At 39.2% G+C, this 21,341-nt stretch carries 21 protein-coding genes; 6 read left to right on the forward strand and 15 right to left on the reverse strand.

All coding sequences use genetic code 11. From position 1 onward, the window contains the following. Positions 1–44: 44 nt before the first annotated feature. The 12 genes from mnhG to ACW6NC_RS01795 form a co-directional block, all read right to left on the reverse strand. A complete protein-coding gene (gene mnhG / locus ACW6NC_RS01740; protein WP_457863410.1) occupies positions 45–467 on the reverse strand; it encodes a monovalent cation/H(+) antiporter subunit G in 423 nt (140 codons plus the stop codon). Continuing rightward, the gene (locus ACW6NC_RS01745) at positions 464–739 is read right to left on the reverse strand and encodes a cation:proton antiporter (protein WP_457863412.1); all 276 of its coding nucleotides are present in this window, start codon (positions 737–739) and stop codon (positions 464–466) included. The genes mnhG and ACW6NC_RS01745 overlap by 4 nt, the downstream gene beginning before the upstream one ends. Beyond that, positions 736–1,215: a Na+/H+ antiporter subunit E gene (locus ACW6NC_RS01750; RefSeq protein ID WP_457863414.1), complete on the reverse strand. Its 480-nt coding sequence runs from the start codon at positions 1,213–1,215 to the stop codon at positions 736–738. Before ACW6NC_RS01750 ends, ACW6NC_RS01745 begins: the two co-directional genes overlap by 4 nt. Next, complete coding sequence (locus ACW6NC_RS01755) at positions 1,215–2,738, reverse strand: proton-conducting transporter transmembrane domain-containing protein (RefSeq protein WP_457863416.1); 1,524 nt, start codon at positions 2,736–2,738, stop codon at positions 1,215–1,217. The genes ACW6NC_RS01750 and ACW6NC_RS01755 overlap by 1 nt, the downstream gene beginning before the upstream one ends. After that, entirely contained in the window at positions 2,735–3,088 is a 354-nt protein-coding gene (locus ACW6NC_RS01760) for a Na+/H+ antiporter subunit C (RefSeq protein WP_457863418.1), read from the reverse strand. Before ACW6NC_RS01760 ends, ACW6NC_RS01755 begins: the two co-directional genes overlap by 4 nt. Before the next feature lie 3 nt (positions 3,089–3,091). Then, a complete protein-coding gene (locus tag ACW6NC_RS01765) occupies positions 3,092–3,505 on the reverse strand; it encodes a Na+/H+ antiporter subunit B (protein ID WP_457863420.1) in 414 nt (137 codons plus the stop codon). A 10-nt stretch (positions 3,506–3,515) separates the two neighbouring features. Next, positions 3,516–5,825, reverse strand: coding sequence for a putative monovalent cation/H+ antiporter subunit A (locus ACW6NC_RS01770; RefSeq protein ID WP_457863422.1), 2,310 nt, complete (start codon positions 5,823–5,825; stop codon positions 3,516–3,518). A gap of 294 nt (positions 5,826–6,119) precedes the next feature. After that, a complete protein-coding gene (locus ACW6NC_RS01775; RefSeq protein ID WP_457863424.1) occupies positions 6,120–6,407 on the reverse strand; it encodes a F0F1 ATP synthase subunit epsilon in 288 nt (95 codons plus the stop codon). A gap of 41 nt (positions 6,408–6,448) precedes the next feature. Continuing rightward, positions 6,449–7,963: a F0F1 ATP synthase subunit beta gene (gene atpD / locus ACW6NC_RS01780; RefSeq protein WP_457863426.1), complete on the reverse strand. Its 1,515-nt coding sequence runs from the start codon at positions 7,961–7,963 to the stop codon at positions 6,449–6,451. 262 nt (positions 7,964–8,225) lie between these two features. Continuing rightward, a complete protein-coding gene (glmS, locus tag ACW6NC_RS01785) occupies positions 8,226–10,073 on the reverse strand; it encodes a glutamine--fructose-6-phosphate transaminase (isomerizing) (RefSeq protein WP_457863428.1) in 1,848 nt (615 codons plus the stop codon). Positions 10,074–10,106: 33 nt separating this feature from the next. Continuing rightward, entirely contained in the window at positions 10,107–11,669 is a 1,563-nt protein-coding gene (locus ACW6NC_RS01790) for a DUF4270 domain-containing protein (protein WP_457863430.1), read from the reverse strand. Between the two features lie 12 nt (positions 11,670–11,681). Beyond that, complete coding sequence (locus ACW6NC_RS01795; protein ID WP_457863432.1) at positions 11,682–12,494, reverse strand: glycogen/starch synthase; 813 nt, start codon at positions 12,492–12,494, stop codon at positions 11,682–11,684. Between the two features lie 110 nt (positions 12,495–12,604). Between ACW6NC_RS01795 and panC the strand changes: the two genes are divergently transcribed. From panC to ACW6NC_RS01825, 6 genes are read left to right on the forward strand one after another with little or no spacing between them, the layout of a single operon-like run. Next, positions 12,605–13,453, forward strand: coding sequence for a pantoate--beta-alanine ligase (gene panC / locus ACW6NC_RS01800; RefSeq protein WP_457863434.1), 849 nt, complete (start codon positions 12,605–12,607; stop codon positions 13,451–13,453). A 6-nt stretch (positions 13,454–13,459) separates the two neighbouring features. Further along, on the forward strand, positions 13,460–13,810 hold the full coding sequence (gene panD, locus ACW6NC_RS01805; RefSeq protein ID WP_457863436.1) for an aspartate 1-decarboxylase: 351 nt from the start codon (positions 13,460–13,462) through the stop codon (positions 13,808–13,810). 4 nt (positions 13,811–13,814) lie between these two features. Beyond that, positions 13,815–14,783 (forward strand): lysylphosphatidylglycerol synthase transmembrane domain-containing protein, encoded by a 969-nt coding sequence (locus ACW6NC_RS01810; protein ID WP_457863439.1) that lies wholly within the window; start codon positions 13,815–13,817, stop codon positions 14,781–14,783. 33 nt (positions 14,784–14,816) lie between these two features. Then, positions 14,817–15,965: an alpha/beta hydrolase gene (locus ACW6NC_RS01815; RefSeq protein WP_457863441.1), complete on the forward strand. Its 1,149-nt coding sequence runs from the start codon at positions 14,817–14,819 to the stop codon at positions 15,963–15,965. 20 nt (positions 15,966–15,985) lie between these two features. After that, complete coding sequence (gene radA / locus ACW6NC_RS01820) at positions 15,986–17,350, forward strand: DNA repair protein RadA (RefSeq protein WP_457863443.1); 1,365 nt, start codon at positions 15,986–15,988, stop codon at positions 17,348–17,350. A 42-nt stretch (positions 17,351–17,392) separates the two neighbouring features. Next, positions 17,393–18,526: a peptidoglycan DD-metalloendopeptidase family protein gene (locus tag ACW6NC_RS01825; protein ID WP_457863445.1), complete on the forward strand. Its 1,134-nt coding sequence runs from the start codon at positions 17,393–17,395 to the stop codon at positions 18,524–18,526. Here the strand turns inward: ACW6NC_RS01825 and ACW6NC_RS01830 are convergent. From ACW6NC_RS01830 to ACW6NC_RS01840, 3 genes are read right to left on the reverse strand one after another with little or no spacing between them, the layout of a single operon-like run. Next, entirely contained in the window at positions 18,523–19,557 is a 1,035-nt protein-coding gene (locus tag ACW6NC_RS01830) for an aldo/keto reductase (protein WP_457863447.1), read from the reverse strand. The two genes, ACW6NC_RS01825 and ACW6NC_RS01830, sit on opposite strands and share 4 nt — an antisense overlap. A 24-nt stretch (positions 19,558–19,581) precedes the next feature. Continuing rightward, entirely contained in the window at positions 19,582–20,529 is a 948-nt protein-coding gene (locus tag ACW6NC_RS01835; protein ID WP_457863449.1) for an OmpA family protein, read from the reverse strand. A gap of 19 nt (positions 20,530–20,548) precedes the next feature. Next, positions 20,549–21,310 (reverse strand): exodeoxyribonuclease III, encoded by a 762-nt coding sequence (locus tag ACW6NC_RS01840; protein ID WP_457863450.1) that lies wholly within the window; start codon positions 21,308–21,310, stop codon positions 20,549–20,551. Between the last annotated feature and the right edge of the window lie 31 nt (positions 21,311–21,341).

The raw sequence follows: 21,341 nt of genomic DNA on the forward strand, positions 1-21,341 counted from the left end.
GTTGGATTTATATTTCCGTATCAGTAACAAAATTAACGAATTAACTATTTTAATTCATCTTCATTTTCATTCTTGTTAAAGTTATGCACCACATTATCCCCTGGGGTATTGTCGGTTTCGCTTTTCAGTACGTGGGTTTTCTTTTGATACTTGCCACGTAAATCATCCATAACGGATTTATTCCAGAGTTTAACACCCATGAAATAAGAGGCCCTACCAATTAAATGTGCGCTAACTGGTGCTGTAAGAAGCACAAACAGGATGATTACTAAAGCTCGGGAAGTTACTGAGGTATCATTAAAATAAATAGCAGAGGAAACCAACAACAATCCAACACCCAAAGTTGCCGCCTTAGTGGTTACTGAAATTCTAAGATAGGTATCCGGCATCCTCACCATTCCAACTGCAGCAAGGAGAATGAACAAGGTCCCAAGAGTTATTAATATGACTATAATGATTGTAATCATTTCTTTTTATTTCTTTTTTCAATGTAATAAGAAAATGCTACCGTACTTAAAAATGCAATTAGAGCAAGAATCATTGCGGTATCCATAAATGTAGACCTACCATGAACAATACTGTAAACAGCTATAATTCCTATCCCTGTAGTTATTAGAAGATCCAAGGCGATTATTTTATCCGCGATACTAGGCCCTTTGAAAAACCTGTAAAAAATCAGCAGAATAGAAAAGGCCAAAACAGGTAAAATTACATAATATATATAGTCGTTTAATGTCATTTCCTAAAAATTTCCAGTAAGCGTTTTTCAAAACCGTTTTTAATTCCGCGAATAAACTCCTCCTTATCTGTGATATACATGGCATGTACAAAAAGTACTTTCTTGTCATTTGAAACATCTAAACTAAGGGTACCAGGAGTAAGTGAGATCATATTGGCCAGCAAGGTAATCCCAATATCGGATTGAATATCCAAGGGCACCTTTACGATTCCGGGTTTCATTTTTAAGTTTGGAGTACCCACCTCATAAGCAACTTGTAAATTAGCCTTAACTAGTTCAAATAAGAAATAAAATACGAATGCAATCAGTTTAGGAACAATCGTAAAATAATTTGATTTTCTTTTTTCCTTACTTATTAACCAAAGGATAAAAAAGCTCAGCACAAAACCGAAAACATAGTTGTTTAAGGCGAAATTACCGGTTAGTGCAACCCAGATAAATGTGAGCAATAAATTTGCGACGAACCTGCTTTTCATTATTGGGAATTTTGAGCATTATTAAACACAGCGTCAATATACAATTGATTATCCATAAGTTCCTGGGCTACACGCGATGAAAGGATCTGGATGTTTTCGGCACCAAAACCAATGTACAGAGAAACAAAACCTAAAAAAACTATGGGGGCGACAAAGCCGAGTTTCCGGTATCTTCCCATTTTATGAAAATAATCAAATTTAATTCTCTCACGAAGTTCACCAGGATTTTTCCAGAACACTTCTGCCCAGAGTTTAGCTATAACCACAAGAGTTATGAAACTAGCAAAAATAATCCCTGCCAACCCCCAATAACCTTCAGTATCAAAACTAGCAGTAATCAGAGAAATCTTAGGCCAAAATCCTGATAATGGTGGAACTCCTACCAGGGAAAATAAGGGGATAAAAATTAAAAGGCTTAGTTTTGGGTAATCGCTGTAAAAACCACCAAGAGCTCGCATACTGCTTGAGCCTTTAATTCTATAAATAAGCCCGCTTACCATGAAAAGGTTGGTTTTAACAATAATGTCATGAATAAGATAGAAAATTGTTCCCGCAATAGCAACTTCGGTAAACATTCCTAATCCAAGAATCATATATCCTATATGACAAATTATAAGATAGGAAAAAACCTTTTTTACATTATTTTGAATAAGAGCTCCCACACCTCCACTGAAAAGGGTTAAAATCGCTATCACTAGAAGCAGTTCGTCCAAAAAGGCATCTCCTACAAAAATTAGGGTAAAAACCCTGATAAGAGCATATACTCCTACTTTTGTAAGTAACCCCCCAAATATCGCTGAAACCGCTGACGGTGGCGTATGATAAGAGGCAGGCAGCCAGAAATAAAGGGGGAAAACCGCCGCTTTTATCCCAAAGCCTATTAAAAATAATACGGCAGTGATCTGAACCAGCGCTCTATTTTCAACTTCCGCCACCTTTATGGCAAGATCAGCCATATTTAGGCTTCCCGTCAGCCCATAAAGTACTGCAATGGCTGTAAGAAAGATCATTGAAGCCAGAAAATTAAGCGTGAAATATTTTACAGCACCTTCCAATTGAGCCTTTTCTCCTCCCAGTGTAATCAACACAAAGGAACTTATAATAATTATTTCAAACCATACGTAAAGATTGAAAATATCCCCGGTTAAAAAAGCTCCATTTAGACCAAGCAATAGGAAATGAAAGATGGGGAAATATCCAAATTTCAGCCTATCAGGGATCATTGCTGAGGCAGAAAAAATGGAAACAGCTAGTCCGGCAATGGCCGTTAGCAGTACCAGAGTTATCGATAGAGAATCAGCAATAAAGGTAATACCAAAAGGTGCCTCCCAACTTCCAGCCTGCAGAGTTTGAGTCCCATTATTCCAGATAAAACTGAAAACATAAATCGTTAATCCCAAATGCAGGATACTTCCTAAAATACTAATAAACCGCTGTGCATTGATCCTGTACCAGAAAAACATTAGAAGAATGCTTAATAGTAGTTGCAGCAATAACGGATATAGAATTAACTGTTGTGTCATGAATCTTCGTCGGTTGCGTTCATTTCGTCTAAGTCGTCGGTCTTCACTACCTTATGAGCTCTCTTTACAAGGATAATAGCAAAAGACTGCAGACCAAAACTAATTACGATAGCTGTTAAAATAAGTGCCTGCGGAACAGGATCGGCATAGGCTTGGAGAAAAACCTTTGATTCTTCTGGGATAATCGGTGGGGCTCCCTCTGTTATTCTTCCCAGAAGAAAAATAAGAAGGTTGGCACCATTGCCAAGCAAAATAATCCCAATAATAAGTTTAACCAGGCTTCGGCGCAGAATCATATATATTCCTGAAGCATATAGCACTCCTATTATTATTGCAAAAAGTATTTCCATAAATTAAGCCGATTCCGATATTGTAAAGATTATTGTTAAAGTTACACCCACCACAACAAGGTAGACCCCAATATCAAAAAAGAGGGCGGACCCGACATTCCCTATTACAGGAAAAGGATCAGGAAACCAAAGTCCTGTCATAAAAGGATCATCCAATCCAATTACTGGGGCAATCCCACTGAGAAAAGCAAGCCCCAAGCCTACTGGCATTAGAAATCCAGGATGAATTTTAAGCAAATTCTTCGATTTAGAGAGACCATTGGCAAATGCGTGTAATACAAAAGCTATAGCCGCAATAAGACCTCCAACAAAACCACCGCCTGGCAAATAGTGCCCTCGGAGGAGAATAAATACGGAAAACACCAACAATACCGGTAATAGGTAAATAGATGCTGTTTTTAATATTAATGTCTTCATTTTTTATTTTTTAGTTAGGCCTATCTGAACTTTTTACTCGTAATTTAAGCAAACCATAAACACCAATTGCCGCAATAGCTAGTACTGAAATTTCTATCAAAGTATCTGTTCCTCTAAAGTCGACCAGGATAACATTTACGACATTCTTTCCATGTGCCATTATATAGGCGTTTTTAGCATAGAAATCTCCAACATCACTACTAACGGGTTCGGCCAGAACCTGTAAGGCCAAAAGGCTTATTAAACCACCAAAAGTAAGAGACAGAATTCCATCACGGATTCTCATCTTGTAATCCGACAACACCAGGTATTTAGGTAACCTGTATAGTACAAGCACAAAAAGGATAACAGTGAGTGTATCAATGGAGAACTGGGTCATTGCTAGATCAGGAGCACTATAAAAAACAAACAATAAACAAATGGCCAGACCTACCACCCCCATTGCTGCCACGGCACCAATACGTGATCTTGTAAAGACTGTGTAAAAGACGCCTGCAATAAGAATTAAAGTTACTGCCAGTTCGTAGGCAGTAATTTGAGACAATTTGGTATGATCTATAACCAGGCGTGAATTTCCGATAAAAATGTAACCTATTAGAATTACCAGGAAAAGTATAATTGTAGTAACATAATTGCGGAGATATCCATTTTGGAAAACATTCGTCCAAAATTTTGAAAATACCGCAAAAAAGTAACTCCCTTTTTTTATAATACTTTCTGGAGAAAGCGGTTCTAATTTTCCAATTCGGTTCTCGAGTTTCTCCGAAGGCTTTAACATAAAGTAAAGTAAAATTCCTACCGCAATTGTAATTATACTCAATATCAGGACCAAATTAAATCCATGCCATAAAGCCAGATGGATACTCGAAGCATCTTTACCGAGAGAGGTTACCACAGGTTTTACAAGTGATGACTCGATAAGGGAAGGAAATATTCCAAATAAAATTCCCAGAATTGCTAACAATAAAGGAGGCACCCACATCAAAGGTCCAGGCATTTTTACCGAAGTAAATTTTTCAGGTAATCCCCCAGTAAAAGGTTTTATACCAGCAACAAATCCTGCATAGAGCAATAGAATTTTCGTAAGTACAATGGCCGCAACTATTAGAACCACCATTCCAGTGGAATGGGTACTGGCTTCATAAGTAAGCTCTTTTCCGAGAAAACCGACACTTGGTGGGATTCCGGCACTGGAAATCGCTGCAAGAAAGCCTGCTAGGGCAACTGGCATCATTACTTTGCGTAACCCTGCCAAAACCGTTACATTTCTTGTTCCTGCCTGAAGGTCTATTACCCCGGTGACAAGGAATAAGGTAGCCTTATAAAGGGCATGTACGATGATAAATACAGCTGCTGCCAGGAAGCCCCCCTGACTTCCCAGTCCTATCAGAAAAACCAGAATACCAAGGGCCGAAATGGTGGAATATGCCAACACTCCCTTAAGGTCCGTACGGAATAAAGTATGAACAGCTGAGTACAACATTGTTATTGCTCCCACGATAATAAGGGTAGTATTCCAAATATTAGTATCTCCCAATACAGGAGTAAAACGCATTAATAAGTAAACTCCTGCTTTCACCATAGTTGCAGAATGCAAATAGGTCGATACTGGGGTTGGCGCTTTCATTGCCCCGGGTAGCCAAAAATGAAAGGGGAATTGGGCAGATTTGGTAAAAGCAGCTCCGAAAATAAAGATGACGGCAAGGATATACAGTTCATCTCCTGCAAGAACCTCCTTCATAGTCAGCATTTCGGTAATGCTGTAAGTGCCAGTCATACTCCCAAGCAACAGGGCACCGGCCAATAAAGAAAAACCCCCAAACCCTGTAATTCCTAGAGCTGTAAGAGCAGATTTTCTTGAGGCTTCACTTGTATTGTTGAACCCAATTAGAAAAAAAGAACTGATACTGGTAAGCTCCCAGAAAACAAACATAGAAATAATGTTATCTGAAAGAACCAAACCTAACATAGCTCCCATAAAAACACTCAAATAGGCATAAAAGCGATCCAGGTACTGATGGTTTTTTAAATAAGAAGAAGTATACACATAAACCAGAAATCCAATTCCTGTTATCATTAAGGTAAAAAGAAGGGAGAGACCATCTAAACTAAACCCTAAATTGACCCCAAAGGAAGGAACCCATTCATAAGTTCTGCTAACAACTTCTCCAGAGGTAATCCTCGGGATAAATGAAGCGAAATAAATAAAAAGTGATAACGGGACAAGTGCAGAAACTACAGCCAATTTACCTTTAAAAATCTTCCCCGTAAAAACGAGGAACAAAGCAAATAAAAACCCTAAAAGTATAGCTGTTAGCATATTTTTCTTAAAAATTCCGTTCTCAGCAAATATAGCAGATATTATTTAAGTTTAATAAGGAAAACAAGGCATAAACTGCGGTTTTACAAGGTTGCGAATTTAGATTCTCTTAAAAAAGCAAAATTTCAGCCACTTTCTTAAATTTATAAAAATTCATTATTTAAAAATAGAACCTGGAGACAACCTAATACTAGAATGGCTTAAAAAATAATCTACAGCTTTTACAAAGTTAGAGCATTAAAAAAGCCGAAGGAATTTCCTTCGGCTTTTTTAAAATATTTTGGGTCTAAAAACCTAATCTGCAAGGATTATCGCCTTATTATCTTTCATTTCTAAAACTCCACCCTGAATCGGATAATACAGCACTTTTTCGCCTTCCTTTTTAAAATCTGAAGAAAGATCCTCTAAAAAATCCTTGTTTACGGTAGTAAGGTTGATCTTAATATCACCTGCAGTCAGTGTAGAAACTATTGGCGCGTGATCATTAAGCATCTGGAATTCACCATTTGCTCCTGGGACCTTCACAGCATCGACTTCCGCCTGGAAAACTACCGCTTCGGGTGTTACGATTTCTAATTGCATAGGTATCTAAAATTTTGAACTTCGGTAATGGTGAAAAATTTCTAGTCTTCCTCAGCGAGCATTTTCTCACCGGCTTCGATAGCTTCTTCTATAGAACCTTTAAGGTTGAAGGCAGCTTCAGGGAGGTGGTCTAATTCACCATCCATAATCATATTAAAACCTTTTATCGTTTCTTTAATATCCACTAACACCCCTTTAAGTCCAGTAAACTGCTCGGCTACGTGGAAGGGTTGAGAAAGAAAGCGCTGTACTCTTCTTGCACGAGACACCGAAAGCTTATCTTCTTCCGAAAGTTCTTCCATACCTAGGATAGCGATAATATCCTGTAATTCCTTATAGTGTTGTAGTAATTCTTTTACTCGTTGCGCACAGTTGTAATGTTCATCCCCTAAAATTTCGGGAGTAAGAATTCTTGAAGTTGAATCAAGAGGGTCTACAGCTGGATAAATACCTAATTCAGCAATCTTACGAGACAATACCGTAGTTGCATCAAGGTGTGCAAAAGTTGTCGCAGGCGCCGGATCGGTAAGGTCATCAGCAGGTACATATACCGCCTGAACTGAAGTAATCGATCCATTTTTTGTAGAAGTAATGCGCTCCTGCATCGCTCCCATCTCCGTAGCAAGAGTGGGTTGGTACCCTACTGCTGAGGGCATACGCCCAAGCAGTGCCGATACTTCTGAACCCGCCTGGGTAAAACGGAAAATATTATCTACGAAAAACAACACGTCTTTCCCCTGTCCTTCTCCGGCACCATCACGGAAGAATTCGGCAATAGTAAGTCCTGAAAGCGCTACCCGGGCCCGCGCTCCTGGTGGTTCGTTCATTTGGCCAAAAACAAAAGTCGCCTTGGACTCACGCATGGCTGTTTTGTCTACTTTTTTAAGATCCCATCCGCCTTCTTCCATAGAATGCATGAAATCATCACCATATTTTATAATACCGGATTCAAGCATTTCCCTGAGAAGGTCATTTCCTTCACGAGTTCGCTCTCCTACTCCAGCAAAAACCGAGAGACCACCGTGGCCCTTGGCAATATTATTAATCAATTCCTGAATAAGAACAGTTTTACCTACCCCGGCACCACCGAAAAGTCCAATCTTACCACCTTTTGCGTAAGGCTCAATTAGGTCGATTACCTTAATTCCAGTAAATAAAACTTCAGTAGAAACAGATAAATCCTCAAATTTTGGTGCATCACGGTGAATAGGCAAACCATCTTTTCCTGCCTTAGGTAAATTACCGAGACCATCTATAGCATCTCCCACTACATTGAACAATCTTCCATACACATCACCGCCAACAGGCATTTGAATAGGAGCACCGGTAGCCACTACCTCAACTCCTCGGCTCAATCCATCGGTAGAATCCATAGAAACCGTTCTAACAGTTTCTTCACCAATATGAGACTGAACTTCCAATACCAAAATGGAACCGTCTTTTCTTGTAATTTCCAAAGAGTCGTAGATCTTTGGTAAGTCAGTATTTTCTGAGTCGAACACAACATCAACTACAGGACCAATAATCTGGGCAACTTTACCTGTTACTTTAGACATTATCTATTTCTTTAATGTTTAGTATTTAAAAATCTTAAAACCACCGTCGGGAAATTAATATGAATCAAAATTCCAAACAGGTTATTTTCAGGCTGCAAAGATAGTTTTTTCTTGATAAAATCATACCCCAGCACAAATAAGTTTTTACCACCTATTTTGATTGCCGCTTAATGCAGATTATTCCTTATTTTTTCGGGATAAAAAGCAAAAACCTTCCAGATTATAGCCTGAAAGGTTTTGATAGATTAACGTTCTATTTATCTTACTCTACTGTGACTGATTTAGCAAGATTTCTCGGCTGGTCAACATTTTTTCCGAGCATGACCGCAATGTGATATGATAACAATTGAAGCGGAATGGTTGTCAACAATGGCGTCAATAACTCCATAGTCTCCGGCACTTCGATAACGTGGTCGGCAAGCTCTCTTACTTCCTGATCTCCCTGAGTAACGACAGCAATGATTTTACCTTTCCTGGATTTTATTTCCTGAATATTGCTTACTACTTTCTCATAATGACCTTTTTTGGTAGCAATAACAATAACTGGCATCTGTTCATCTATCAGTGCTATAGGACCATGTTTCATCTCTGCTGCGGGATAACCCTCAGCATGGATATAGGAAATTTCTTTTAATTTCAAGGCACCTTCAAGAGCCACGGGAAAGTTAAAGCCTCTACCGAGATACAAGCAGTTTCTCGCTTCTTTGTAGATATCAGCAATAATTTTGATATTTTCATTAGACTCCAATGCCCTTTCAACCTTGGCGGGTATGCGCTCCATTTCCTGCAGGTGAAGCATGAAACTCGAATTAGAGATTGTCCCCTTATGCTTAGCCAATTTTAGAGCCATCAAAGTCAAAACGGTGACTTGGGTCGTAAATGCTTTAGTGGAAGCCACTCCAATTTCAGGTCCGGCATGAGTATATGCTCCGGCGTGAGTTTCACGCGAAATTGAAGAGCCTACTACATTACAAACTCCGAAAACAAAAGCACCTTTTTCCTTGGCCAATTTAATTGCTGCCATAGTATCGGCTGTTTCTCCACTTTGAGAAATAGCAATGACTACATCATTTTCGGAAATAATTGGATTGCGATACCTGAATTCTGAAGCATATTCAACCTCTACAGGTATACGCGCAAGATCTTCAAAAATATATTCTGCCACAAGACCAGCATGCCAAGAGGTACCACAGGCAACTATTAAAATTCTCTTAGCATTGGAGATTCTTTCAATATTATCATCAACCCCAGCCATTCTGATAATCCCTTTATCCGGAAGCATTCTTCCACGAAAGGTATCACTAATAGCACTTGGCTGTTCATAAATTTCCTTGAGCATAAAGTGTTCATACCCACCTTTTTCAATTTGCTCTAGATTAAGCTGAAGTTCCTGTACATACGGATCAACGAGAGAATCGTCCTTGATTTTTCTAACCTTTACTCCCTTATCGCGTCTTACCACAGCCATCTCCCCATCTTCCAGGTAGATAGCATTGTTAGTAAATTCAATAAATGGAGAAGCATCAGAAGCAATAAAGAATTCGTCTTCGCCAACACCGATTGCCAAAGGACTTCCCAGTCGCGCAACGACAATTTCATTTGGTTTTCTTTTATCGAAAACGGCTATTGCATAGGCCCCCACGGTTTGGTTAAGAGCGATTTGCACTGCTTTTCCTAGCTTAACATCTTCTTTATTTGAAACATCCTCAATTAGATTCACAAGAACTTCTGTGTCCGTGTCACTTTCGAAAGAAAATCCACGGGTTTTAAGTTCTTTTTTAAGAGCATCATAATTTTCGATGATCCCGTTATGAATTATGACAAGATTTCCTGAATTGGAATAATGAGGATGAGAGTTAATATCATTCGGCACTCCATGAGTAGCCCAGCGGGTATGTCCTATCCCTACATTTCCCTTATTGGAAATTGAACTTTCGAGTTTTTCTTTTAAATCGGCAACTTTACCTTTAGTTTTACAAAGTTTAAGTTCCCCCCCATCGTAAAGGGCCATCCCGGCACTGTCGTAACCGCGATATTCCAGTCTCTGGAGTCCTTTGAGCACTACAGGATAAGCATCCCTATGCCCAATATAACCTACAATTCCGCACATAATTTAAGTTATTGGTGATTAAGTTAATAGTTTTTACTGGCTGGTTCGCGTATAATAAATCCGAAGTTTTGGTTGCTTCTCTTCATCTTCAGCAGCATTCCCGTAAAGAACGGTTCCTAGCGGCGCCAAGACAGACATAGCAGGCACGCGGCTTACTTCACCACCATCTCTCACATCAGAGTTAGCGGTTTGGTTAATATTTTGTGTGATTACTAAACCAAGCCTCACGTTCTCTCCTTCATTATTAATAATTTCATTAACGTGTTGAGTAAGGTTTAAAGTATATTTCAATCCTTCTCCATTGTCCTTCCTCTCCAGGGGTTTTGAAAAAGTTTTCAACGACTCTGAAGGGTCTTCAGGATTAAAATCGCCTATGAATTGTTCGGCAAAAGAGTAATCAGCAAGCACCTTGTTGTTATCCAGGTCATAGATATACAACCTTTCCGGCTCCTGGCTACCCCCCAAAAGATTTTGATTCACATAAAATTGAAGATTAACTTCATTAATAAGCCAATTATTTTCTCTTAGTTCTTCTAATTGAGATTCATCCTCGAAAAGCTCGACTATAGCCATACTTCCCTGACCTCCTTTAAGAAAAAGATTCTCTTCTCCGTTTACAGAATCTGCATTCGTTATCTCCTGTAGCACATCCGCAGGAAACTCACCTTCAAAAGTATTAACGGCATTGCTTCCAAATTTCAGTTCATAGCTAGCCTCTTTTTCAATGGTTTCCATATCTCCATCATCATTGGTTTCTTCTGCTTCATAAGTATAATAAAGGTTGATATCCCCTTCTCCTAAGTTAAAAAGCACAAGACTACCTGAATCGCTATTGGTTTCAGCCTTTAGAAAAAGACCACGAAAAAAATCTCTAAAATTATTATTATTACTTAATTCAGAGGAACCTTCCTTATTTATTATTTTCTGTTGAAAGTATGCTACCGGAAGCTTAATTCTCAAAGCAGGACCAGTTGTAATGGTATCTGCCTCCCCTACTTCATCAAAACCATAGCTTACGATCGCGTCGGAAGAAGGCCTAAAGTCTTCATTTTCATACAATACATCACCTACAAGATTTTGTTCAATGAGATCTTGTTGATCTGAATAATATTTCTGTCGACTCTGGAAATCGGTATCAGGATCAAAATCTGCCAAGAAATAACTGGCCTCCTGAACCGAAAGCTTAAAGCTTCCATCTCCAAATATGGAATCCAGGCTGTATTCGATATTACCCTCTTCATCACTTTCACCTTCAGTACTGTAATACGGAATAGTGAGCACTACACTATCTAGTTTAGTGTTCTCTCCAAAATCCGGATTAGTCGTAGTGAGTGAAACTTGGGAATAAATGCTTGCTGTGGTCTCTCCGTAAACAGGGTCACTATAGGTTCCTAGTAAATAATCTGAAAGGTTATTGGTTTGTACCGAATTTAGTTTTTTACTGTAAGTTGTCACTTCCAGTTCCCGCAATTCTACATCGGCCGGGTTTTCAATTATTTCTCCTCCTACAGTACTAAACTCATCATCACATGCGCCTAAAACAAAACCTACAACTACAAGTGCTGCAATTTTGCTTGTCAATCTCTTAAAATTCATTCGGTATTTTTTCTATTGGGGTAAAACTTTTTCGGTGTAAAATTCCTGATAAGCCTGGGCAAATTCTTCCCGGGTCTTATATGGAAGTATGGGTTTTTTGAGTTTGGTCATATAATCCGACAACTCGGCTGGGATTTCTTCGCTACCCTGAATTAGAGCATCGGAGTGATCCGCAGCGGTTTTCATTAGATTAACGTAATTAGGATTTTTCAGATGCTTCACGTCCTGATTCTCCATGCCGTCAAACAACACCTTCTCTTGCATGTCTTCACTTAATGTTCCCTCAAAACTTTGATTGTATACCGAGGTCACAATTTTTGCATCACTAAACAAAGGTTCATTTCCGTAATAACGTCTTAGGTATAGAGGTAATAAGGAAGCTAGCCAACCATGAACATGTATAATATCAGGAGACCAGTTCAACTTTTTCACGGTTTCAATTACTCCTTTTGCAAAAAATATTGCCCGCTCATCATTATCATCGAAAAGATTCCCCTCTTCATCGGTAAGCGTAGCTTTCCGCTTAAAATAATCTTCATTATCAATAAAATAGACCTGCATCCGTTCTTTAGGTATTGAGGCCACTTTAATGATTAGAGGCATATCAAGATCATTAATTACCAGATTCATCCCAGAAAGCCGAATTACCTCATGTAACTGGTGGCGTCGTTCATTGATATTACCAAACCTGGGCATGAAAATTCTAATTTGACCCCCAAGATTGTTTACCATTTTTGCGGCTTCAAAAGACGTGGATGATATTTCGGTTTCAGGTAGGTAAGGTATAACTTCAGACGAGACGTACAATATCCTCTTATCTTTCATAAATTCATTGCTTTAATTGCAGTTGCGAATAAAAAACACGCAAAATTACAAAATTTTATGCAGATTGCCCTTAATATATTAAGTTTGCACGCTGTTAATTTTTTAATAATATGCAGATTTTTAAGGAAAAAGAGTCCCTTCAAACAGCGGTAAGCCAGCTCAAATCTGAAGGAAAAACCCTGGGATTGGTACCTACTATGGGCGCGCTTCACGAAGGACATCTGTCTTTGGTGCAGAACGCCTTAAAGATCTGTGACCAGGTGGCGGTGAGTATTTTTGTTAACCCCACCCAGTTCAATAACCCTCAGGATCTCGAAAAGTACCCAAGAGGCCTTCAACAAGATATTAATTTATTAGAATCCCTTAACCCAGATATATGGGTTTTTGCTCCCACTGCCCAGGAGCTTTACGGGGATGATGTTATTTCAAAAGAATTTGATTTTGGCACGATGGGGAAAGTAATGGAAGGGGAGTTTCGTGCAGGACATTTTGACGGTGTAGGAACCGTAGTAAAGCTGCTCTTTGAAATCGTGAAACCTCATAAAGCCTTTTTTGGACAAAAGGATTTCCAACAGTTACAGATTATCCGCAAATTAACAGAGGATGAAAAACTTCCAGTAGAGATAATTGGCTGCCCTATACTTAGAGAACCCAATGGATTGGCACGTAGCTCCAGAAATGAACTTCTAGATCCAATACAAAGAGAAAACGCTTCATTAATTCATCAAACTCTTCTGAAAGCCAGAGAATTATTTGGCACAAAAAGTGTTAAATACATCACAGATTGGGTAAACGCTCAGTTTAAAAACCATCCAGTTTTAAAACTGGAGTACTTCGAAATTGCTGATGCATCAACCCTAAAAAAAATTAATCGAAAAAGGAAAGATCAGGATTGCCGTGCTTTTATCGCGGTCTATGCCGGGGAAGTTCGGTTAATTGATAATATAGCCTTAAATTAATTGAAAATGCAAGTACACGTAGTAAAATCTAAAATTCATCGCGTAAAAGTGACAGGCGCAGATCTCAATTACATCGGCAGCATTACCATAGATGAAGATCTTATGGACGCTGCAAATATAATAGAAGGGGAGAAAGTGCAGATCGTGAATAATAATAATGGCGAACGCCTAGAGACCTATGTTATACCAGGGCCGAGAAATTCCGGAGAGATAACCTTAAATGGGGCAGCTGCAAGAAAAGTAGCTAAGGGCGATATACTTATCATTATCGCCTATGCCATAATGGAATTTGAGGAAGCAAAATCATTCAAACCCGCATTGGTATTCCCTAATGAAGAAAATAACCTCCTGATTTAATTTATTGAAACAAAAATCCATTAAAATACTAAAGATAATTCTCCCCCTATTACTCGGGTTTATTTTCATTTGGTACTCCCTACAAAGCGCAACTCCTCAGGAACGCCGTGAGCTTTTAGACAATATCATCAATGCTAACCCCATATGGCTTATTCTTTCCCTCATTTTTGGCACCTTATCACATATATCCCGGGCATATAGATGGCAATATATGCTTGAACCTATGGGCTACAAACCCAGATTTGCAAATTCCTTTATGGCAGTCATGGCAGGTTACCTTGCCAATTTTGGTATTCCCCGATCCGGAGAAGTGCTAAGAGCAGCTACACTTTCCAGCTACGAAAAAGTTCCTTTTGACAAAGCCTTTGGCACCATTATATCAGAAAGGATTGCAGACATAGTGGTAATGCTTGTCATCATGGGATTTACCCTAATTCTCCAAACTGAACATCTGCTTACTTATTTCAGAACTAATAAGATCAACCCCTTAATTACCATCGCAATATTATTTCTAATTCTCCTTGCCGGTGTTGGAGGCATTTGGTTAATCAAACGTTCCAATCTTCCCCTTCTCGTAAAAGTTAGAAAAATGGGACAAGGTCTAATAGAAGGTATGCGAAGCATTTTCAGGATGAAACAAAAATGGGCTTTCCTTTTCCATACCATGTTCATCTGGTTGATGTATATTCTAATGTTTTATGTTATAAGTTTTTCTGTACCTGAGATGGTTCCCCCTGGAGCAGGTATGATGTTCGCTGCCTTTGTCGTTGGCTCATTGGCCATTTCGGCAACCAATGGCGGAATCGGTGTTTACCCGGTAGCTATTGGAGCGATTCTGGTACTTTTTGGGATAAGCAAACAGTCTGGCGAAGCCTTTGGTTGGCTTACCTGGGGTACACAAACCCTTTTAGTACTGGTGCTAGGAGCTCTTTCCTTCATTCTATTACCTATTTTTAACCGTAAGAATAATTGATTATCTTGGGGTTATATAACCAAATTAACACCTATGATGAAAAAATTACTCTTAATTTTAGTATTTATTGCTCCAATAATTACTTTTTCACAAACAATCTACCAAACAATTAATTCGGACAAACTCGGGGAGGAGCGACAATTAAAAATTCAGTTACCCAGAAATTATAAGGCAAATGCTGAAAAAAAATATCCGGTAATGATTGTTTTGGACGGAGATTACCTCTTTGAACCAGTTGCAGGGAATGTAGATTATTTTTCCTATTGGGAGAATGCTCCCGAGATGATCGTTGTTGGAATCAACCAAAACGGAAGTCGTAATTATGACGCTGCTTACGACGAAAAGAATTTTCTTCCCTCAGGGGATGGCGCCGCCTTTTTCGAGTTCCTGGGGATGGAATTGCTACAACATTTAGATAATAAATACCGCACCACCGATTTCAGAGTTATCGTAGGCCATGATTTCACTTCCAACTTTATTAATTACTACCTCTTCAAACCAAACCCTATTTTTGATGGGTATATCAACCTTAGTCCAGATCTCGCACCTCAAATGACCGAAAGGATCAGCAACTCTCTATCCAGGTCAGAAACGAAAAAATGGTACTATCTGGCTACAGGAAGTGATGATATTGCCCAACTTAAGGAAAAAATACTCTCCATGGATAACAAGCTTAAGACTTTGGACAATGAAATGGTGAAATACCATTTTGATAATTTTGAGAATACTACACATTATTCTCTTGTGGGAAAAGCTATACCCTCCGCACTATCAAGTATGTTTGAGGTTTACAGTCCAATTTCGGTAAAAGAATATAACGAGATTCTATTACAAACTTCTATATCTCCGGTTAAATACTTAACGGATAAATACGAAAGTATCAACGAGCTCTTCCAAGTAGACAAGCAAATAAGACTAAACGATTTTATGGCGGTATATAATGCCATTGAGAAAACACGGAGATGGGATGATTATCAAGAATTAAGCAAATTGGCAGAAGATCACTATCCCGGCACTATGTTGGCAACCTATTTTGAGGCGCGCTATGAAGAGGAAACCGGCAACCCCAGAAAGGCGATGCGAACTTACCAAAAAGCCTATGGACAAGAAAAGATTGCATTTCTGGACACGGATTTTATGCTTGCTAAAGCCGATGCGATTAAAAAAGATTTCGGTTATTAGCATAAAAATTTAGAGCTTAAATGGCTAAAGTAAAGACTACTTTTTACTGCCAGAACTGTGGCAGCCAATATTCAAAATGGCAGGGTAAATGTTCTGGCTGCGGACAATGGAATACTATAGTTGAAGAAGTGGTACAAAAACCAGATCCAAAAGACTGGAAATCTCCCACTTCTAAAGAAATTAAAAGATCAAATCGACCACTAAAAATCTCAGAAATAGAGACCGCACCGGAAAATCGCTGGAGGACTTCCAACGAAGAACTGGATAGGGTACTAGGTGGCGGTCTTGTTCCTGGGTCCCTAACTTTACTGGGGGGAGAACCTGGCATAGGTAAAAGCACCCTTTTACTTCAGATTTCTCTTGAGCTTAAATATAAGGTTCTGTATGTATCTGGCGAGGAAAGCCAACAGCAGATAAAAATGCGGGGCGAGCGAATTAATCCTAATCCAGCAAACTGCTATATCCTCACCGAAACCAAAACCCAGAATATCTTTCGGCATATTGAAACTATAGAACCTCAGGTGGTCATTATTGACTCTATTCAAACCCTGCATAGTGATTACATTGAAAGCTCCCCTGGGAGTATTTCACAAATAAGAGAATGTACTGCCGAACTTATAAAATTTGCAAAAGAAACGGCCACCCCCGTAATTCTTATTGGTCACATTACCAAAGAGGGTAGTATCGCTGGTCCTAAAGTCCTGGAACATATGGTTGACACAGTTCTTCAGTTTGAAGGTGATAGAAATCACGTCTACCGAATCCTTCGCGCACACAAAAACCGTTTTGGTTCAACCCATGAACTGGGCATATACGAAATGCAAGGAAGTGGACTAAGAGAGGTTACCAATCCATCGGAAATCCTTATTTCGAAAAATGAGGAGGATCTTAGTGGGACTGCCATTGCAGCCACTCTAGAGGGAATGCGCCCCCTAATGATTGAAATTCAGGCTTTGGTAAGCACTGCAGTATATGGAACCCCTCAGCGCTCGGCAACAGGTTACAATGTAAAAAGACTTAATATGCTCCTGGCAGTTTTGGAAAAAAGAGCAGGGTTTCGATTGGGTGCGAAAGATGTCTTTCTCAATATTACAGGAGGGATAAGTGTAGATGATCCTGCAATTGACCTAGCGGTGGTTGCTGCTATTCTTTCTTCTAATGAAGATATTGCCGTAGAAAAGGATATTTGCTTTGCAGCTGAAGTGGGTCTGGCGGGTGAGATAAGGCCTGTAACAAAGGTAGAACAACGAATTATGGAAGCTGACAAACTTGGTTTTGGGAAAATTATGATTGCCAACCAAAGTAAAATTCCAAAAACTAATTTTTCAATACAGATAATTAAAGCGGCTAGAATAGAAGATGTGGTTAGCCATCTCTTTGGATAATCTGGCATAGTTCCTGCTTGAATGCGGGCGACTATGAAAAAGATGTTGAAGATAAAAATACTCTTAATAAGCCTTGTTTTATTAACCAATGCGTGTTCTCATATCAAAAAGGCTTCCAACTTCATTTCCAAACCAACGGCAAAGGAGAAATATCAGCAAGATTTTAATATTTCTGAGGAGTTATATGAAATATGGTTGTCTAGGGCGGATCTTGCCCTTACAGATAGCGTGAATATAGAACTTCCCTATCTCGAATCGGGTAAATTCTTACCCCGAAGTTTTCAGGTCTATGCCTATGAAATGGAACTTAAAAAGGGCGAAATTCTCAAAGTTAAAACGAAAACAGATTCCATAAAGGATTTGATTTTCATGGAGCTATATAAGAAAAAAGAAGATTCCCTCAGGCCATTTGAAAAAATTAAGACAGCAGATTTCCAGGCCAAAGAATTTCATTTTGAACCTAAAGAAAGCGGTAGCTATAAATTAATCATTCAACCTGAAATTGAAGCCAGCACCTCTTTTGTATTTAAAATAGAAAAAAGACCAGCCTATGAATTTCCGGTTAAAGGAGGTAAGAACAGTTCCATTCAAAGCTTCTGGGGTGCAGCCAGAGGAGGTGGCACTAGAAGCCACGAAGGAATAGATATTTTCGCCAGACGCGGAACACCAGTGATAGCCGCAACAGATGGCCAAATCACCTATACTGGCAATAAAGGTCTAGGAGGTAAACAGGTTTGGCTACGAGATTATCAAAGAAATCAATCCTTGTATTATGCTCACCTAGACAGTATCCACCCGAATTCGGGAAAAGTGAAGAGGGGAGACACCATTGGATATGTAGGAAATACCGGAAATGCTCGCACCACTCCACCCCATTTACATTTTGGAATCTACCAAAGCTATAGCGGTGCGATAGATCCACTTGCATTTGTATTTCAAACACCAAATCTGGTGAACGAAGAAGCTTCAGAAAGTCCCTATCCAGAAAAGCTTCTGATTACTTCTTTAAAAGCAAACCTGAGAAATCGTCCAGGAACACAAAATTCAAAAGTTCTTGAAACCCTCAAGGCTAATGACACGTTAGTTACGCTAGGAAAATCCCAAGATTGGTATCATGTAAGGACCTTTGAAGACCGAGCTGTATTTATTCATCAGAGTCTAGTCACTCCCATTTAAGGTGCGGGATTTGGAATTCTCTGGTGGACCGCATTTATCTGTTCAATGACCTCCGGTGAAAGTTCTAGATCTATGCTTGCAATGTTTTCTGCAAGTTGATCCAAATTAGTTGCACCAATAATATTGCTGGTAACAAATGGCTGTTGATTGATAAAGGCCAATGACATTTGAGCAAAGCTAAGTCCATATTTTTTAGCTATTCCCTCATATTCCCGGGTGGCTTTTACCGCCTGCTCCCCCGAATATCTCTTATACTGTGGATATAAATCCAGCCTGCTGTTCTTTTTTATCCCATTTAGATGTTTTCCTGACAAAACACCCATTCCAAGAGGAGAATAGGGAAGGTAACCAACCTTTTCACGATGAAGGACCTCTGTCAATCCAATTTCGTCCTTTCGGTTTAATAAGTTGTACGGGTTCTGAACTGTTATAACTCGAGGCAGATCCTTTTTGCTTTCTTCGAGAAAACGCATTAAGCCATAAGGCGTTTCATTGGAAAGACCTATATACTTAATCTTTCCTTTTTTTATAAAGTCCTGTAGGTTAGAAAGCACTTCTTCAAAATTTTCCTTCCAAACCTCATCTTCGGTTACCGTAAAATCTCTTTTCCCAAAAAAGTTAGTTTGTCTCTCGGGCCAGTGTAATTGGTAAACATCAATAGTATCGGTTTGTAAACGATTTAAGCTTTTATCCAGAGCCTCCTCAAGGGCTTTTTTTGAATACCCAAGATTTTCACGGATATGCGCTACCTGCTCTCCCGGACCAGCAATTTTTGAAGCCAGGACCACCTCATCCCTTCGTTTGGTTTTATGAAGCCAAGTACCGATAATTTCTTCCGTCCTTCCTTGGGTTTCGGGGCGTGCAGGTACAGCATACATTTCGGCGGTATCAAGAAAATTCACTCCTTTATCCAGCGCTAAATCAATTTGTTGATGACCTTCGGCCTCTGTATTCTGTTCTCCCCAGGTCATCGTGCCCAGACATATTTTACTGACTTTTATTTCGGTGCCAGGTAAGTTAGTATATTTCATATTTTAATTTCCTACGAAGATCCTTTATTCAGTTTGGTTAAGCAATCTGGTTACCTCATCAAGTTTAGGAGTAAGAATGACTTCAATTCTCCTGTTCTTTGCTCTGCCTTCGGCCGTTTCATTTGTAGCAACAGGAGCATGTTGTCCTCGGCCTGCAGCGGTAAGATTTTGTGGTTCAATATTATTATTTGCCCTAAGGATCTGGACAATGGAAGTTGCCCTTTTTGTGGAAAGATCCCAATTATCTTTTAAAGGTCCACTACCGCCGTATGGTACATCGTCGGTATGGCCTTCTATCAGTACAGCGATATCAGGATTTTGTGCCAAAACCTGCCCTAACTGTTGAATTGCTTGTCTTCCTTCGGCATTTACGGCCCAACTCCCCGAACTAAAAAGTAATTTGTTTTCCATAGATACATACACTTTCCCCTCGCGCTGTTCCACACTTAAACCCCTTCCTTCAAAATCGGTAAGCGCTTTCGAAATGGCATTTTTAAGGGCATTCATCTTAGCATCCTTGGCTGCTATAAGTCCTTCCAGCTCATCAATTCTCTTTGACCTAAGATCCAAATCCCTTTGTAAGCGATTAAGTCGAGCTTGCTCTTTTACCAGTTCATTTTCTTTTTCCTCTAACTCTGCAAGAAGTTGCCGATTTTGACGGGAATTGTCTGCGATAGCGGCTGAGCTATTCTCTTCCAGGGCATCATACGAGTCCTTAAGTGTTTCATAATTCCGTTTAATGCTAGTCAGTTCTTTTCTTAAACTATCTCTTTCGGAAATAACTACACCATAATCCCTTTTCAATACCGCAAAATCTTCTTCCAAATCCTTATATCTGTCCAGATCGCTTTTGAGATTTCTGTTCTCTCTCTTCAGCTCCGCGTGTTTACTTTCAAGTTCATTGTAAACTTTTGAAGAAACACAAGAATTCATGGAGAAAACTATTATAAACAATAAGGCTATTTTATTCATATATAAAATTTTCGGGATTTTATTCAAGTTCTAGCAAGACCGGACAATGGTCACTATGACAAGCCTCAGGTAATATCACGGCTCTTTTTAATTTATCCTCCAGCGGCTCTGCAACCAGGTTATAATCTATTCTCCAGCCTTTGTTATTGGCGCGTGCATTGGCACGGTAACTCCACCAGGAATACTGGTCCGTCTCATCATTGAAATACCTAAAAGAATCAATAAAGCCACTTTTCATAAAATTATCCAGCCACTCCCGTTCTACGGGTAGAAAACCAGATACATTCTTTAAACGAACCGGATCATGGATATCAATGGGTTGGTGACAAATATTATAATCTCCACAGATTATTAAATTAGGCACTTCAAGTTTAAGATTATCAATATATCGTTGAAAATCGTCCATATATTGCAATTTGTGCTCAAGACGATTAATATTTGTTCCCGAAGGCAGATAAAGGCTCATAATAGAAAAATGTTGAAAATCTACTCTGATATTACGTCCTTCAAAGTCCATATAATCTATCCCTGTCCCAAATTCTACATTTTCAGGTTTGGTTTTGCTTAGAATAGCCACCCCGCTATATCCTTTTTTTTGTGCAGGATACCAGTAATGATAATGATATCCAGCCTCTTCAAAATCTTCGAGATTAAGTTGTTCGGGTTGGGCTTTTATTTCCTGAAGGCATACTACATCGGGGTTTACCTGTTGTACCCAATCTAAAAATCCCTTTCTCAGCGCTGCTCTTATTCCGTTTACGTTATAAGAAATGATTTTCATTTAATCGATTTTGTTCAAAAATAAGCTTTCC

Source organism: Salegentibacter profundi (assembly GCF_054121475.1).

Excerpts from the sequence above, each read along its gene's own strand:
- ACW6NC_RS01760 (WP_457863418.1), bottom strand. The coding sequence starts at position 3,088 with ATGGAAATACTTTTTGCAATAATAATAGGAGTGCTATATGCTTCAGGA.
- ACW6NC_RS01750 (WP_457863414.1), bottom strand. The coding sequence starts at position 1,215 with ATGAAAAGCAGGTTCGTCGCAAATTTATTGCTCACATTTATCTGGGTT.
- mnhG (WP_457863410.1), bottom strand. The coding sequence starts at position 467 with ATGATTACAATCATTATAGTCATATTAATAACTCTTGGGACCTTGTTC.
- panD (WP_457863436.1), top strand. The coding sequence starts at position 13,460 with ATGCAAGTACACGTAGTAAAATCTAAAATTCATCGCGTAAAAGTGACA.
- ACW6NC_RS01770 (WP_457863422.1), bottom strand. The coding sequence starts at position 5,825 with ATGCTAACAGCTATACTTTTAGGGTTTTTATTTGCTTTGTTCCTCGTT.
- ACW6NC_RS01765 (WP_457863420.1), bottom strand. The coding sequence starts at position 3,505 with ATGAAGACATTAATATTAAAAACAGCATCTATTTACCTATTACCGGTA.
- ACW6NC_RS01835 (WP_457863449.1), bottom strand. The coding sequence starts at position 20,529 with ATGAATAAAATAGCCTTATTGTTTATAATAGTTTTCTCCATGAATTCT.
- radA (WP_457863443.1), top strand. The coding sequence starts at position 15,986 with ATGGCTAAAGTAAAGACTACTTTTTACTGCCAGAACTGTGGCAGCCAA.
- ACW6NC_RS01825 (WP_457863445.1), top strand. The coding sequence starts at position 17,393 with ATGTTGAAGATAAAAATACTCTTAATAAGCCTTGTTTTATTAACCAAT.
- atpD (WP_457863426.1), bottom strand. The coding sequence starts at position 7,963 with ATGTCTAAAGTAACAGGTAAAGTTGCCCAGATTATTGGTCCTGTAGTT.
- ACW6NC_RS01745 (WP_457863412.1), bottom strand. The coding sequence starts at position 739 with ATGACATTAAACGACTATATATATTATGTAATTTTACCTGTTTTGGCC.
- ACW6NC_RS01840 (WP_457863450.1), bottom strand. The coding sequence starts at position 21,310 with ATGAAAATCATTTCTTATAACGTAAACGGAATAAGAGCAGCGCTGAGA.
- panC (WP_457863434.1), top strand. The coding sequence starts at position 12,605 with ATGCAGATTTTTAAGGAAAAAGAGTCCCTTCAAACAGCGGTAAGCCAG.
- ACW6NC_RS01830 (WP_457863447.1), bottom strand. The coding sequence starts at position 19,557 with ATGAAATATACTAACTTACCTGGCACCGAAATAAAAGTCAGTAAAATA.
- ACW6NC_RS01775 (WP_457863424.1), bottom strand. The coding sequence starts at position 6,407 with ATGCAATTAGAAATCGTAACACCCGAAGCGGTAGTTTTCCAGGCGGAA.
- ACW6NC_RS01755 (WP_457863416.1), bottom strand. The coding sequence starts at position 2,738 with ATGACACAACAGTTAATTCTATATCCGTTATTGCTGCAACTACTATTA.
- ACW6NC_RS01815 (WP_457863441.1), top strand. The coding sequence starts at position 14,817 with ATGATGAAAAAATTACTCTTAATTTTAGTATTTATTGCTCCAATAATT.
- ACW6NC_RS01790 (WP_457863430.1), bottom strand. The coding sequence starts at position 11,669 with ATGAATTTTAAGAGATTGACAAGCAAAATTGCAGCACTTGTAGTTGTA.
- glmS (WP_457863428.1), bottom strand. The coding sequence starts at position 10,073 with ATGTGCGGAATTGTAGGTTATATTGGGCATAGGGATGCTTATCCTGTA.
- ACW6NC_RS01795 (WP_457863432.1), bottom strand. The coding sequence starts at position 12,494 with ATGAAAGATAAGAGGATATTGTACGTCTCGTCTGAAGTTATACCTTAC.